The organism is Xenorhabdus khoisanae (assembly GCF_001037465.1).
Classification (GTDB): Bacteria; Pseudomonadota; Gammaproteobacteria; order Enterobacterales; family Enterobacteriaceae; genus Xenorhabdus; species Xenorhabdus khoisanae.
Genome location: NZ_LFCV01000117.1, coordinates 1 through 14,671, shown reverse-complemented (window position 1 = coordinate 14,671; position 14,671 = coordinate 1). Strand labels below are relative to the sequence as shown.

Genomic DNA, 14,671 nt, shown 5'->3' with positions numbered 1-14,671 from the left:
CCAACCATCCTATGGCAATTGCCAATAACACTAAATTTTCTTGTTGGTTCAAGTAGAGATAGCGTAAGGAAAAATGTCATGAAAGTATTAATAGCAAAAAACGAAGTGGGTACACAATATCATAATCACTATATTGAAAATGCAGTGCAGCGGTTGGCAGATAAATTAATCGAGAGAGATGTTGGTGTTGTTATTTCGGATTCTCTTGAGGATAGCTATACGATAATTGCGGCCAATGAACCGTTCGATTGTTTGATGGTAAGTTGTGCACTGATGGATGACGATTTATATCGAAATATACACCAATTATTGAATAAACTGTCTGAACGTCAGGAAAATGTCCCAGTTTTTTTATTAAGTGATCGAGAAAAAACGGTATTTTTGCTGAATCATGAATTGCTGGAACAATTCGCTGAATTTGCTTGGATTCTAGAAGATTCGGCAGATTTTATCGCTGGCCGGGCTATTGCGGCAATGCATCGTTATCGCCAACAATTGTTGCCTCCCTTAATGTCGGCTTTAATAAAATACAGCAAAATCTATGAATATTCTTGGGCTGCACCCGGGCATCAGGGCGGAGTTGGATTTAATAAAACACCTGTTGGTCGTTTTTATCATGATTATTATGGGGAAAACCTCTTCCGTACTGATATGGGTATTGAACGAGCCTCATTGGGGTCGTTGTTGGATCACTCGGGTGCGTTTGGGGAAAGTGAAAAAAATGCAGCCAGAGTATTTGGTGCAGACCACTCTTACTCGGTGGTAGTCGGAACATCAGGATCTAACCGCACGATTATGCAGGCTTGCATGACCGAGGATGATGTCGTCATCATTGACCGCAATTGCCACAAATCCATTGAACAGGGATTAATCCTGACAGGCGCGAAACCTGTCTATATGCTGCCAAGCCGTAACCGCTATGGCATCATTGGGCCTATCTACCCGCAAGAAATGCAGGCAAAAACACTCCAGAAAAAGCTAAAACAGAACCCGTTGACTCAGGGTATGGCTAAGCTTAAACCCGTTTATAGCGTAGTCACAAACTGTACATATGACGGTGTTTGCTATAACGCCAAACATGTACAGGAATTGCTGGATAAAAGTGTTGATAGGATACATTTTGATGAAGCATGGTATGGCTATGCGCGTTTTAATCCGATTTATCATGATCATTACGCCATGCGAGGGGAACCTAAAAGCCATTCAGGGCCGACGGTATTTGCCACTCATTCATCTCACAAGCTGTTGAATGCATTATCACAAGCCTCTTTTATCCATGTGCGTGATGGGCGTAATCCTGTGGACTTTTCGAGATTTAATCAAGCCTACATGATGCACGCGACAACCTCTCCTTTATATGCTATTTGCGCTTCAAACGATATTGCAGTTTCTATGATGGACGGCAATAGCGGTTATTCCCTGACACAAGAAGTGATTGAAGAAGCCGTTGATTTTCGTCAGGCATTGGCACGTTTGCATCGGGAGTTCAGCAAAGAAGGTAGTTGGTTCTTTAAACCATGGAATCAGGAGAAAGTGATAGATCCTGCAACAGGTAAAAAAATTGCCTTTGAAGACGCTCCCAGAGAATTACTGACAAAAGAGCAAAGTTGCTGGGTGATGCGTCCGGAGGATAGTTGGCACGGGTTTGAAGATTTGCCGAATGACTGGAGTATGCTCGATCCGATTAAAGTCAGCATCTTAGCGCCAGGGATGGGAGATAATGGTAAATTGCAGAAGAAAGGCGTACCTGCGGCCTTAGTAACGGCATGGTTAAGCCAGCACGGCATTGTACCTACCCGTACCACGGATTTTCAAATTATGTTCCTGTTTTCAATGGGGATTACCAAAGGAAAATGGGGAACATTACTCAATACCTTATTATCTTTCAAACACCATTATGATGCGAATACCCCTTTGAGTAAGGTTTTGCCGGATTTGGTGCAACAATATCCAGAGGTATATGGTCATTTAGGATTAAAAGAATTGGGCGACAAGATGTTCGATTATTTGCGGCAGAATAATCCGGGCGAAAAATTGAACCAAGCGTATGCGGGCCTACCTGAAATGGCAATGACGCCTCGAGTCGCTTATCAAGCTATTGTCACCAATAATGTGGAAATGGTGGCACTGGATGATTTACCTCACCGTATCGCAGCGAATTCCATCATCCCTTATCCACCCGGAATTCCAATGTTGCTTTCAGGTGAAAATTTCGGGGCTAAAACCAGTCCGCAAATCGGGTATTTGCATGCACTGCAAAAATGGGATCACGAATTCCCCGGTTTTGAACATGAAACGGAAGGTACGGAAATTATCAACGGTATTTATCACGTTATGTGTATAAAAAAGTGAGTACGGGAAAATAAATTATGGCTACAGTTTCAGAGATGAAAAAAGTCGGATTGATCCCCGTTACGTTGATGGTTGCAGGTAACATTATGGGATCTGGGGTTTTCCTTCTGCCCGCCAGTCTGGCTTCGACAGGAGGTATCGCCATTCTGGGTTGGTTAGTGACTATCATCGGTGCGGTGGGATTATCGATTGTATACGCCAAGATATCTTCACTGGATGATAGCCCCGGTGGTTCTTATGCCTATGCACGACGGGCCTTCGGGCCTTTTTTGGGCTACCAGACCAACGTCTTGTATTGGCTGGCGTGCTGGATCGGAAATATCGCGATGGTCGTGATCGGGGTAGGTTACCTGAGTTACTTTTTCCCAATTCTGAAAGATCCGATAATCCTGACCATCACTTGTACGGCGATATTGTGGATATTTGTCTTTTTGAACATTATCGGGCCGCATGTCATTACCAAAGTACAAGCTGTGGCGACAACGTTGGCATTGATTCCGATTGTAGCGACGGCGGTTTTTGGATGGTTCTGGTTCAGCGGTAGGACTTACATGGAAGCGTGGAACGTAAGTGGGTTAAATACTTTCGGGGCTATTCAAAGTATTTTAAACGTGACGCTGTGGTCTTTTATTGGCGTTGAAAGTGCTTCGGTTGCTGCTGGTGTGGTTAAAAATCCTAAGCGTAACGTACCAATTGCGACCATTGGTGGCGTGCTGATTGCGGCTGTTTGTTATGTTTTGTCCAGTAGCGTGATTATGGGGATGATCCCCAATGCGGCGTTGAAAATTTCATCTTCACCTTTTGGGGATGCTGCCAGATTAGCATTGGGAGATACCGCAGGGGCAGTCGTTGCCTTTTGTGCTGCGGCAGGATGTTTGGGGTCCCTGGGGGGCTGGACATTACTTGCCGGGCAGACAGCCAAGGCGGCTGCGGATGATGGGTTGTTTCCTTCAATCTTTGCCAAAGTGAATAAAGCGGGAACACCCGTTGCTGGTTTGCTGATCCTTGGCGTTTTAATGACGGTGTTCCAGCTCAGTAGCATATCTCCGAATGCCGCGAAGGAATTTGGGTTGGTTTCTTCTGTCTCAGTTATTTTTACCCTGATACCTTATTTATATACCTGTGCAGCCTTGTTACTAATTGGTCATGGGCATCTTGGGCAAGAGAAAATACAATATGTTGTTATTACCTTTATTGCCTTTGTTTATTGCATCTGGGCGGTTATGGGAACAGGAGCAAAAGAAGTGGTGTGGACATTGGTTGTAATGATGATAATAACGGCTATGTATACTTTTAACTATAACACTAAACATCCTGTGCCTTTCCCCTTGGATAAAAAGGAGTAATTCAGACTTTCAGGATTATAACGTGCTGAAATATCAGCACCTTTTTATATTGTAGAACGGCCGCGGTGGAGTTCCCTCATTATTTCGCTCATCAGAATATTCCAGCCGTGTGTTTTGCCCCGCCGTTCCCGCATAGCGGCTGGCAATGAGTCGTTTAACATGTTCTTTTCTCAGTAATTATTTCTGGATGTTTTTATTACTTATAGTTGAGGAATTATGAATTTCGTAGAAAAGATTAGCTATTCATCCAATAAAAATAACTCTCTACTTTGCATCGGTATAGATCCCATAAACGATAAATTACCCGAATGCTATAGAAATTCCGAAGATGGATATTATGAATTTAGTAAAAAAATAATTGATTCTACTCATGATTTAGTGTGTGCATATAAGCCACAGATTGCCTATTTTTCATCAGTTGGCAAAGAAGATGAACTCGAAAAAATCATCAATTATATAAAAACTACTTACCCTGATATCCCTGTTATCCTTGATGCAAAACGTGGTGATATCGGCAGTACTGCAGAGCAATATGCAAAGGAAAGTTTCGAAAGGTATGATGTTGATGCTGTTACAATCAACCCTTATCTTGGTTTCGATTCCTTAAAGCCATTTTTAGATTATAAAGACAAGGGCATTATATTGTTGTGTCGGACATCAAACCCCGGTGCAATAAATATCCAAGATCTACTTGTTGATGGTGAACCATTATATAAGAAGGTTGCGTCCTTGATAGTTAACGAATGGAATTATAATAATAACTGTCTTGCTGTAGTAGGCGCAACTTGGCCTGCTCAGATGAAGGAAATTCGAGAAATAGCAAAAAATATTGTTTTCTTAGTTCCTGGAGTTGGCGCACAAGGCGGGTCAATTAAGGACTTGGTAATCAACGGAAAAAACGAAGATGGAAAAGGATTAATAATAAGTAGTTCTCGCTCTATTATTTATGCTTCACAGAATGAATTCAATTTTTCAGATAAAGCAAGGCAAGCAGCTAAAGGAATTAGGGATAATATCAATCTGTATAGATAAATAGAAAGCTTTTTATCCGCAGGATCAAATAAATTATCAGATCTTTTATTACTAAATAGCTTATATGGACACCGATTGAATAGTAGCGTTGGTTGCCTGTATGCACAGGCTTCTGACCATCCTGAACGCGATGATCCGGAAGGGAAGATGTGGGATGAGTCTTACCATCAGGTGACCCAGTGAAATTAGCGTTCAAGACAGATACTGTCGTCTTCAAGTTGCCGCTTTGTTGGCTGCATCTTGAAATCCATTGGGTATAGGTGTTAGATAACTCACAGTAAGTTGCCTGAATTTCAATATAATAAAGAAATCAGAATAACTTGGTATTTCAGTAGATAGGAGCATGCATATGTATAAAACTATTTTAGTACCAGTAGATATTTCAGAAGAAGGTCTAACCAACAAGGCCGTTGACAGCGCGCTTAAGATCGCTAGAGAAACAGGGGCTAAATTACATTTCCTGCATGTATTACCTATTTCATCAGCTATCATTAATGCTTATGCATTAGGCTATATGGAGATTAAGGACAAAGCGACTATCAAGGCAGAGCAAGATTTGGGAAAGCTCGTCGATTCCCTTGGATTGCCGAATGAACGCATTGCCTATTCGATTGTATTTGGTTCACCAAGAGATGAAATCACTGCTGCGGCGGATGAAATTGGAGCTGATTTGATCGTCATTGGTTCAAGACGACCCAATATCACTACGCACTTATTGGGCTCTAACTCTTCTGGCATCGTCAGGTATGCAAAAGTATCTGTATTAGTAGTGCGGTAATGATTTCCATTGGAAATGGCGGATTAATGATAGTAATAGGTCTTTGTGACGGCTTTATGGTTGATACCCAATAGCAGCGGTTATATCCGATTACAGGGGAGCATATATGTACAACACGATTTTAGTTCCAATTGATATTCCAGAAGATCAATTAACTGACAATGCAATTAAACATGCAGAATATTTGGCAAAAATATCTAATGCAAAGGTGCACCTGTTCCACTCAGTGCCAGATATCTCCAGGTTCTCTGTGAGTTATAGCTATCACTATGATTTACTGAGTGCTTTTGCCAAAAAGGCGATTACGAATTCTGAAGAGGAACTGAAAAAAGTTGTAGAAAGAATCGATCTACCAAAAGATAAAATATCATACTCTGTTGCTTTTGGTTCCCCACGAGACAAAGTGCTGTCTACAGCCCGTGAAATAGGGGCAGACTTGATTATTGTTGGATCACGGCGACCAGATATTTCAACCCATTTACTGGGTTCAAATGCGTCGGGTATTGTGGGGTATGCTGAAATCTCAGTTTTGGTTGTGAGATAATCGATTTCATTCAGCGAAAAATGCCGTAAATCCTCGCCCCGGCACGGGCGGGGATAATAGTACATTCTGATAATGAGACAACTACAGCGAATTTTGGTTAATCAGAAAATGAATTCAGGGTAATATCTAACTGATTTTTACCAGCGATAATAACTTGAATCTGTAAATTATTTTCTGAACTGTTAGTAGTAATGACGGTGACTTCTTCATTCCCTGAATATTTCTTTACAACTTCCTGCAACTCTTGTTCAAGTTGTTTGATTTTAGTGCTAATGGTCATTTATCCTAATGAATTCAACTGAGTATTTTAACTAATAGATTTAATGTTACTCAAATAAGCCGAGTTCAATAGTTTAATTAACGTGATATTTTAGTGCTTAAAATCCCAATAAAATGGGCTGTTTAGCGCATTAAGTCATATTAATATTAATTAATCCAAATAATGGATTAAATCCGTTGCCGTTATCAATAAAATTTCCACGAATTATATTTGTCATTTTATGGTGTTGTCAGGCAGGATAATAGATGGATGTTATGCACAATAAGTAAATAGGTATTATTTTGAACAATAAAATTGGCCTGTGGGCACGTTATCTTTTGATTTTCGGATTAACCATTTCGTTTAATGTATGGAGCGCTCCAACTAGTTTTGAGCAAGCAAAAGTGGAATCAAGAAAGAATGTCTATGATGGGCAAACGAAATCAGGTATAGGGACATTATATTGTGGCTGTGACTGGCAATGGGTCGGCAAGAGTGGTGGTCGTGTTGATTTGGCGTCTTGTAATTACCATGTGAGGTCACAGCAAACAAGAGCAGCTCGCATTGAATGGGAACATATGGTGCCGGCATGGGTATTTGGGCACCAGCGCCAATGTTGGCAGAACGGGGGCCGCAAGAACTGCGTTGATACTGATCCGGTATTTCGCATGATGGAATCAGATATGCATAATTTGGCTCCTTCAATTGGTGAAGTTAATGGCGATCGCAGTAATTTTGCTTATGGAATGGTTGCCAGAAATACACCTAATATGTATGGCGCCTGTAGCAGTAAAGTGGATTTTCAATCACGTTTGTTTGAACCACGAGATAGAGTGAAAGGGATGGTTGCCAGAGTCTACTTTTATATGCATGACCGCTATAACCTGACGATGTCACGCCAACAACAGCAGCTGATGATGGCATGGGATCGCCAATATCCAGTGGGTGCTTGGGAGCGTGATAGAGATAACCGAATTGCCCGGATCATGGGGCACCATAACCCATTTGTAACTGGCAGCAAAAAATGGGAATTGGGGTATAAAAACTCAGGTCAAGGGCTGGTGGCACAATCTGGTACACCAAAACAAAATAGGCTACATACAGGGAATAATCAGGCACTCACTCAAAAAACTGCATCAAAAGCGGAGCAGGGAGCCATAATTAAAGGCAATAAAAACAGCCAGATTTATCATTTTGCACATTGCTCTGGTTATAAGACGGTAGCAGATAAAAATGCAATTTATTTCCATTCAGAAGCAGAAGCCAAAAAAGCGGGATACCGTTTGGCAGGTAATTGTAAAAAATAACGGAGAATGTAAGGCCATTATTTTTCTGTAGTTATTGAATAATCTGTAGTTATTGAATAAATAGTTGCTGAATAAGTTTTCACCAATAAAAAATCAAGAATGTTTCAGTAAAGTTTAACCTTCACCTTGTCATAAATAAAAAACTGTCATTATACTGACATCATAGTCCGTTAGGTTACACCAAAGAAAGCGGAAAGATGCGAGGAATGCTAATGACAGAGACTGAAACTGCATTCTCGGTTAGGAACCGGTGATTGAGATCGATGCCACTAATAAAAATAGTGATGATCTCAGCGCCGGTTTTTTTATGGGCCTTAATGAGCTGAAAAGGGAGCTCCTACCTGTTCGATATATACCCGATACCTTTCAAATTGAAGCGCGAAAGGTGAAGGGCATAACTTAGTTATTCTATCAATGATAGAACACCGAAATAGTGAAACTAACGATAAGGTGTATGACTATGGGTAGACAGAAAGCAGTGATCAAATCACGTCGTGAAGTGAGAAGAATGTTAAAAAAGGACATACGACAATCACGTTATCGGAATCATGATAATGTCACCTCATTGGTGCAAGTTGAAGGCGTTGAGGCTATTGGAATGGCGCGTGAAAACAGGGACACTTCAGAAATTCTGCCACGCAGTGAAGTTCAGTACCGCTATATGCGGGCGATCAATAATAAGCAATTGATTATTGCTAATGGTGAAGCTGGATGCGGAAAAACATACATTAGTGCAGTAATGGCAGCGAATGCCTTAATCAATAAAGAAGTTGATAAAATTATTGTGACACGCCCTGTATTGCAGGCAGAAGAAGATCTTGGTTTTCTCCCCGGAGATGTGGCAGAGAAATTTGCCCCTTATTTCCGACCCGTTTATGACGTGTTATTAAAACGCATGGGGGCTTCATTTTTGCAATATTGCTTGCGTCCTGAAATCGGCAAAGTAGAAATTGCGCCTTTTGCCTATATGCGCGGAAGAACATTTGAAAATGCTTTTGTGATCCTTGATGAGGCACAAAATGTTACAGTCAATCAAATGAAAATGTTTTTAACGAGATTGGGAGAAAACATAACAGTGGTTGTTAATGGTGATGTTAGTCAATGTGACTTGCCGGAAAACATGACATCTGGATTGGTGGATGCATTAGAAAGGTTTTTTGATGATGAATCTGTCAGTGTAATTCATTTTTCCCAACAGGATTGTGTGCGTTCCAGATTGTGCCAGAAAGCATTGTTGGCTTATAGCTGATAGACCTGAGCATACACATCGCTGCAAAGAAACCCATCCCCCAGTTAATCCTGTGGCTGGGGGAATAACTTTGACTGTCTATAGCATAGTTTTTCATTTTGTGGGGGGATTGTGGAAATTATCATTTATTCGATGCGGCGTACGTCGGGATATTTTTCACTGGCTGCTTCATGAAAGATATCATCAAGCCATTGTGGAATTGCATCTTCTTCCAAAAAATCAGGAATGATGACATCATAGATCCGTGAATATTTTCGTTCGGGTAGATTTACATTGAATAAAAGCTATCTTTTTTATTCCTGAAAATGATTTAATTAACTTAATGAATAAATGTATCACCAGTGTGTCAAAGTTTAATTTTATTAGATTGTTATTTATTTTCTTTTATAAAAGAATAGATTGTCTCCGACTAAAAGCCATAGCTTATAGCTAGATCATTAATTTATATTTGTTGGGTGATTTTTTGAGAGGTTAAGTATGAATCCGGATAAAAACAGAGAATTAGAACTACAAAGAATATATTGGAATAAATATAGAGAAGAGGTACGTAAACGCTGGAATAAAAAAGCTGTAGATAGAATGGCGGATAAAGGAACTCGTTGGCATTTTTTTGGTGCTCGGAACTTACATGATTATATGCAAGACAATATAGAGGAGCTACGGCATGAAATCCAAATTAACCCACTTTCAAATGAGGAAAAACAGTTTACTGATGCTTTTATGAAAAAAGATTTTTTCATTGTTCACGCGAGTTCCGCTGATCTGACAAATAATGTTGACAATAATTTGCTTATTTACTCAAGGCTGCGTCTTGGGGGGAAAGACATTGTATTTCCAACGTATCACTCCTCAGTGGAGGATAGGGGAGGGCTGGGTAATGACGATTATATCTTTTTTTCACTTGAAGTAGGTAATTCCTTACAAAAACCTTATAGTCGGTTCGGCACTAATTTCTATCGTGTTGCCTACAAAAAAGAGAACATAGCGCTTCGTCATTCTTCAATGGCATTAATTGATCAAATTGGAAACGAATCACCTAACAGTAGAATGATTAATAATATCAGTTTGGCTGCTCACGCTTATCTTGATGGAAGGCAATTTATAAGACATAGAGTTTCTTTCTCTGGTATTGATAATTGTCTGTTAGGGCTACTTTATTCAATTATTCTTGAGACAAGAAAATTTGGAGAGCGGCTAAAAGAGGATGCGAAACAAATTTTATCTGCACGGACTGATGATGAAATTAATCGGGTTATCAATGGATTATTCCGTCCTGAGGTTAGAGTACCAAGAATGTTCGGAGCTACCAAAGGTGATTATCAAGTAATAATGCATAAAAATACATTATAATTTTTAATAATATTAACCAGATATCTAGTATTTGATAGTTAGTAAATTGAAAATTTCCATATCATGGGAAAAGTGAATTATCAGTTATGTACTTAGAGCCTACTTTAGTAGGCTCTTTGCTATGCTTTAGGAAAAGTTGTATTGTGTTAACATTTTAAAATTATTAATTATGTATATTTTATATTAAGTGTCTATAAATATAAGTCTTGTTCTTTTGTGTTATTATATTTATCTGTTTTCAGCGGGAATTGAATCTCAATTTCTGTGCCACTTTTTCTACGTTTTTTAATTTTCATCTGCCCTGAAATCAAAGATATCCGTTCTTGCATAATTGCCAGGCCAAACTGTTCTTGTTCTGTCAGTGTCAGAGGCATTCCACGACCATTATCGCTAATAACGGTAATAATTTTTTTCCCGACAGGATAAATACGGATGCTGATCCAAGTCGCGGCGGCATGCTTATAGCAATTATTCAGCGCTTCCCGGATAATCTGCACCAGATGCCGGCCATGACCAATGGGAATAATTTGGTGCGTGATCCGGTAATGAAATTCAATGTTAAATCCCAGTCGATGGTTGAATTCTTTGATTAAAGTTTTCAATGATTCAAATAAATCATGATGGTTTCTCTCTGTTCGTAGTGAGACCAGCATTTCTCTAACTTGTTGGCCTGCGATATCCAACTCTTCTTTGATCATTCTTAAGGAGATCAATCCTTGTCGAGAGAACTTATCGGTGCGGAAATGCAAACTATTAATCTGAATCTTCAGGAATAGGAATGATTGCGCTACAGTGTCATGCAGCTCTCTGGAAATGGCTTTCCGGTCATCGCTGATACTTTGTTTAATTTGTTGGCGCACTGCATTTTTGAGCGATATATGCCTTGCCAGTGCGTCAGTAACGGATTGAATCAAATTCTTTTCGTAAGAAGATAAAACCCGATCCTGATGAATGAGGATCTGAATCATACCGTGGAAAGTCTGTTTATCATATAAATCCCATTTCATCATCCGTGGAAGATAAGTATTTAAGGTATTATCCGGGTACTCAAAATGGTATTTTCTTTGTGGGTGATAAAGCGTGATCCTGACTTCATTGAAAGGCACTAACTGGTTAAGTCGGTAAAATACCATATGAAAATTATCAGATAACGCAGTATTAAGATTTAGCTGAGAATGAACAGAGATGAGAAAACGTAAGTATTGTTTTTCCTGTTTCAGGATCGCTATTTTTCTTTGCTTCTTTGTGAAAGATAATTTTGAAAATAATTTCTCTGAAAACAATGCAATACGAAATGAAATGAAATTTGCTCTATGGAGCAAAATAAATAAAATTAATATATTCAAAACGTTAAAAATTGCCCACAGTTTTTCAATCAACGAGAGTGGGGTATTGAATCCCAGAAACAGAAGCACAAACAAATTAATGGCGATAGCCGTACCACACAACCAGCCTGTTGCCGTTACTGGATTGTCAGAGAAGGTTTTCATCAGTTAAACAATCCTCTTGTTGTCCTGATCAAAACCTTAGCTCAATTAATTAAAAAAGGTTAGTTATCACTGGATTTTCATGCCCGCCGTTGTCATTAAGGCGCGAAATAACGTGGATACGGCGTAGAGAGCAAGTACACTGCAAAGCCAAATTGTAACCATCCAACCCAGGCGTTTCCATATTGAGGGACGTTGTAAGTCAGTTTCAGTGATAACCTTGTTCGTGAGTGATTTTTCCTCGGAAGACATAATAACTCCAAAAGGTATAAGTCAAAATGATCGGGATGATAAATAAGGCCCCAACCAGCATAAAACCTAATGATTGAGGCGGCGATGCGGCTTCTTCATAACTGATGAAAGGAGGAATGATGCTGGGCCAAATGCTGATCCCCAACCCACTGAATCCCATGAAAATCAGTAACAATGCGGTAAAAAATGGAGAGTAATGGCTTGAATTCTGCGTGGCTTTCAATAGGTTCCAGCTCGACCACAATATCAGTAACGGTACGGGCATGAAGAAAAACAGATTTGGCAGGCTGAACCAGCGTTCAGCAATCGTTGAATGGGCCAAAGGTGTCCAAATACTGATTATGGTAATGACTGCGAGCATCAGCAATGCCAAGGGACGCAGAATGCGATACATTTGTTGTTGCAGGTGCCCTTCGGTTTTCATCACCAACCAGCCACAGCCTAATAAAGCATAGGCGACGACAAGACCAAGCCCGCAAAATAGAGGGAAAGGTGCCAGCCAGTCAAAATAACCACCGGCATAAACACGATTTTCGACGGGAAAACCTTCAATAACCGCACCAACGACGATACCCTGCATAAAGGTGGCAAGTATAGAACCGATAATGAACGCCTTATCCCAAAGATGCTGGTGTCCCGGGGTAGCCTTGAAGCGAAATTCAAAAGCGACACCACGAAATATCAGGCCTAACAGCATAATGGTCAGCGGGATTGCCAGAGCATCTAAAATCACGGCATAGGCCAATGGGAATGCACCAAATAACCCGGCTCCTCCCAGTACCAACCAAGTTTCATTACCATCCCAGACGGGAGCAACAGAATTCATCATTAAATCCCGATCGGATTGTTCCTTGATTGCCGGATACAAAATACCGATGCCGAGATCAAAACCATCCATCACGATATACATCATGGTGCTGAATATGATGATCAGGAACCAAATCAGCGGGAGATCAATACCCATTTGTTAACTCCTTATTGGGATCTTGATTGAGACCTTTACGGATAAGTTTCATCATATAGATGTAACCGATACCGAAAACGGCAGCATAGACGACAAAGAAAATCAGCAGGCTAATACTCATGTGGATATCACCATGCGCTGATACTGCATCTTTGGTGCGCATCAGGCCATAAACAACCCATGGCTGGCGACCAATTTCCGTAGTAAACCAACCGGCCAGAATGGCGATAAGGCCAGAAGGTGCCATTAAAAGCATAAAACGAAGAAAAAGCCGATTTTCATACAGGCGTTTTTTATGGCGCAGCCATAGCCCCCAGATCCCGGCAAAAATCATTAATATCCCAAGCCCTACCATGACACGGAATGACCAGAACACCATAAAAACGTTCGGGCGATCTTCGGGTGCAAATTCTTTCAGTGCCGGAACCTGTTTATCCAGACTGTGTGTCAGGATCAGGCTGGCAAGGTAAGGAATTTTGATGGCATAACGTGTCTCTTCCGTTTCTTGATCAGGGATGCCAAACAGAATTAATGGCGTGGCTTCACCTGCGTGATTTTCCCAATGGCCTTCCATCGCGGCAACTTTAGCTGGCTGGTGTTTTAATGTATTTAACCCGTGCATATCGCCAATCATGGCTTGCAACGGCGCAATGAACAGAATCATCCACATTGCCATTGACAGCATTTTCCGCATGGCTGATGAATCATTACCTCTTAGCAGATGCCATGCAGCAGAAGAAGCAATGAAAAATGCCGAGGCGAGGAATGCAGCAGTTCCCATATGCAGTAAACGATAAGGGAAAGAAGGATTGAAAATCACCGCTAACCAGTCAACAGGCACAACTTGATTATTAACAATCTCATAACCTTGTGGCGTCTGCATCCAACTATTGGAGGCTAATATCCAGAATGTGGAAATAATCGTGCCAAGTGCCACCATACAAGTTGCGAAAAAGTGCAGCCTTTCTCCGACCCGGTTCCAACCAAACAACATGACGCCTAAAAATCCGGCTTCAAGAAAAAATGCTGTCAGCACCTCATAAACCAGCAAAGGGCCTGTGACAGAACCGGCAAAATCAGAGAAGAAACTCCAGTTGGTGCCGAACTGGTAAGCCATTACCAAGCCAGAAACAACGCCCATACCGAAATTAACTGCAAAAATTTTTGACCAGAAGTGGTATAACGTTTTGTAATCAGTATTGCGTGTTTTAAGCCACAAACCTTCCAATACCGCGAGGAAGCTGGCTAAGCCTATCGTAATAGCGGGGAAGATGATGTGAAAAGAAACTGTAAATGCAAATTGTATCCTTGCAAGTTCAAGGGCATTTAACCCGAACATAGTGACCTCTTGTTGAAATCGATTGGGTATATGGGCAAACGAAGTTAGAAAGTGTGATAAGTAGAACATAGAGATCTTGGGTATAATAGTTACAATTTTTCTTTTATTGACTATAACAGTTTGAGCAAAGACCAAGCATAGGGCATGTGATGAACCATTAGCAGGGATGATTCGTCGATAGGTATAATTAATTTTTTTATTATAAAATCTCAATGGAGATGTATTAATGATGTTGAACAGGGAAATAGAGAGTTTTCGTTCGCCTTAAATTAGTAAATTATTTTTTAGTTTTAATTTTACATCATGTATTGAATGATTTTAGATTTATTTTTTTTATGAAAATATAACTGATTAATTAAATGGTATTAAAGTCGGCATAAGATAGATTATGAAAAAGAATATTATGGTTGTT

Annotated in this window: 13 protein-coding genes and 2 pseudogenes; 9 read left to right on the top strand and 6 right to left on the bottom strand. The window is 40.3% G+C overall.

Annotation, left to right across the window (positions count from 1 at the left end):
- Positions 1-78 precede the first annotated feature (78 nt).
- The 6 genes and pseudogenes from adiA to AB204_RS15720 all read left to right on the top strand — a co-directional run bounded on the left by adiA (position 79) and on the right by AB204_RS15720 (position 6,052).
- On the top strand, positions 79-2,352 hold the full coding sequence (adiA, locus tag AB204_RS15740; RefSeq protein WP_047964326.1) for an arginine decarboxylase: 2,274 nt from the start codon (positions 79-81) through the stop codon (positions 2,350-2,352).
- A gap of 17 nt (positions 2,353-2,369) precedes the next feature.
- Positions 2,370-3,698 (top strand): arginine/agmatine antiporter, encoded by a 1,329-nt coding sequence (gene adiC, locus AB204_RS15735; protein ID WP_047964325.1) that lies wholly within the window; start codon positions 2,370-2,372, stop codon positions 3,696-3,698.
- A gap of 216 nt (positions 3,699-3,914) precedes the next feature.
- Positions 3,915-4,730, top strand: a complete 816-nt coding sequence (gene pyrF / locus AB204_RS15730) for an orotidine-5'-phosphate decarboxylase (RefSeq protein ID WP_047964324.1) — start codon at positions 3,915-3,917, stop codon at positions 4,728-4,730.
- An 82-nt stretch (positions 4,731-4,812) separates the two neighbouring features.
- A pseudogene (locus tag AB204_RS24015) lies at positions 4,813-4,913 on the top strand (IS110 family transposase); the annotation flags it as partial.
- 166 nt (positions 4,914-5,079) lie between these two features.
- The gene (locus AB204_RS15725; protein ID WP_047964323.1) at positions 5,080-5,508 is read left to right on the top strand and encodes a universal stress protein; all 429 of its coding nucleotides are present in this window, start codon (positions 5,080-5,082) and stop codon (positions 5,506-5,508) included.
- A 106-nt stretch (positions 5,509-5,614) separates the two neighbouring features.
- On the top strand, positions 5,615-6,052 hold the full coding sequence (locus AB204_RS15720) for a universal stress protein (protein WP_047964322.1): 438 nt from the start codon (positions 5,615-5,617) through the stop codon (positions 6,050-6,052).
- Positions 6,053-6,149: 97 nt separating this feature from the next.
- Here AB204_RS15720 and AB204_RS15715 read toward each other — a convergent pair whose 3' ends face one another.
- Positions 6,150-6,332 (bottom strand): hypothetical protein, encoded by a 183-nt coding sequence (locus AB204_RS15715; RefSeq protein ID WP_047964321.1) that lies wholly within the window; start codon positions 6,330-6,332, stop codon positions 6,150-6,152.
- Between the two features lie 281 nt (positions 6,333-6,613).
- Between AB204_RS15715 and AB204_RS15710 the strand changes: the two genes are divergently transcribed.
- Both AB204_RS15710 and phoH read left to right on the top strand, forming a co-directional pair.
- On the top strand, positions 6,614-7,618 hold the full coding sequence (locus AB204_RS15710; protein ID WP_047964320.1) for an endonuclease: 1,005 nt from the start codon (positions 6,614-6,616) through the stop codon (positions 7,616-7,618).
- Between the two features lie 460 nt (positions 7,619-8,078).
- Positions 8,079-8,867 carry a phosphate starvation-inducible protein PhoH gene (gene phoH, locus AB204_RS15705; protein ID WP_047964319.1) on the top strand — a complete coding sequence of 263 codons (789 nt, stop codon included), beginning with the start codon at positions 8,079-8,081 and terminating at the stop codon, positions 8,865-8,867.
- Between the two features lie 125 nt (positions 8,868-8,992).
- Here phoH and AB204_RS24150 read toward each other — a convergent pair.
- Positions 8,993-9,136 (bottom strand): annotated as a pseudogene (locus tag AB204_RS24150) (DUF7661 family protein); the annotation flags it as partial.
- Positions 9,137-9,344: 208 nt separating this feature from the next.
- Here AB204_RS24150 and AB204_RS15700 point away from each other — a divergent pair.
- Positions 9,345-10,217: a hypothetical protein gene (locus AB204_RS15700; protein WP_047964318.1), complete on the top strand. Its 873-nt coding sequence runs from the start codon at positions 9,345-9,347 to the stop codon at positions 10,215-10,217.
- Between the two features lie 191 nt (positions 10,218-10,408).
- On the opposite strand, the gene AB204_RS15695 is transcribed toward AB204_RS15700, so the two are convergent.
- The 4 genes from AB204_RS15695 to AB204_RS15685 all read right to left on the bottom strand — a co-directional run bounded on the left by AB204_RS15695 (position 10,409) and on the right by AB204_RS15685 (position 14,259).
- Positions 10,409-11,707 (bottom strand): ATP-binding protein, encoded by a 1,299-nt coding sequence (locus tag AB204_RS15695; RefSeq protein ID WP_047964317.1) that lies wholly within the window; start codon positions 11,705-11,707, stop codon positions 10,409-10,411.
- A 66-nt stretch (positions 11,708-11,773) separates the two neighbouring features.
- The gene (locus AB204_RS21545) at positions 11,774-11,956 is read right to left on the bottom strand and encodes a DUF2474 domain-containing protein (RefSeq protein WP_072061460.1); all 183 of its coding nucleotides are present in this window, start codon (positions 11,954-11,956) and stop codon (positions 11,774-11,776) included.
- The gene (gene cydB / locus AB204_RS15690; RefSeq protein ID WP_047964316.1) at positions 11,913-12,920 is read right to left on the bottom strand and encodes a cytochrome d ubiquinol oxidase subunit II; all 1,008 of its coding nucleotides are present in this window, start codon (positions 12,918-12,920) and stop codon (positions 11,913-11,915) included. Before cydB ends, AB204_RS21545 begins: the two co-directional genes overlap by 44 nt.
- Positions 12,910-14,259, bottom strand: coding sequence for a cytochrome ubiquinol oxidase subunit I (locus AB204_RS15685; RefSeq protein WP_047964315.1), 1,350 nt, complete (start codon positions 14,257-14,259; stop codon positions 12,910-12,912). The genes cydB and AB204_RS15685 overlap by 11 nt, the downstream gene beginning before the upstream one ends.
- Positions 14,260-14,671: the final 412 nt, after the last annotated feature.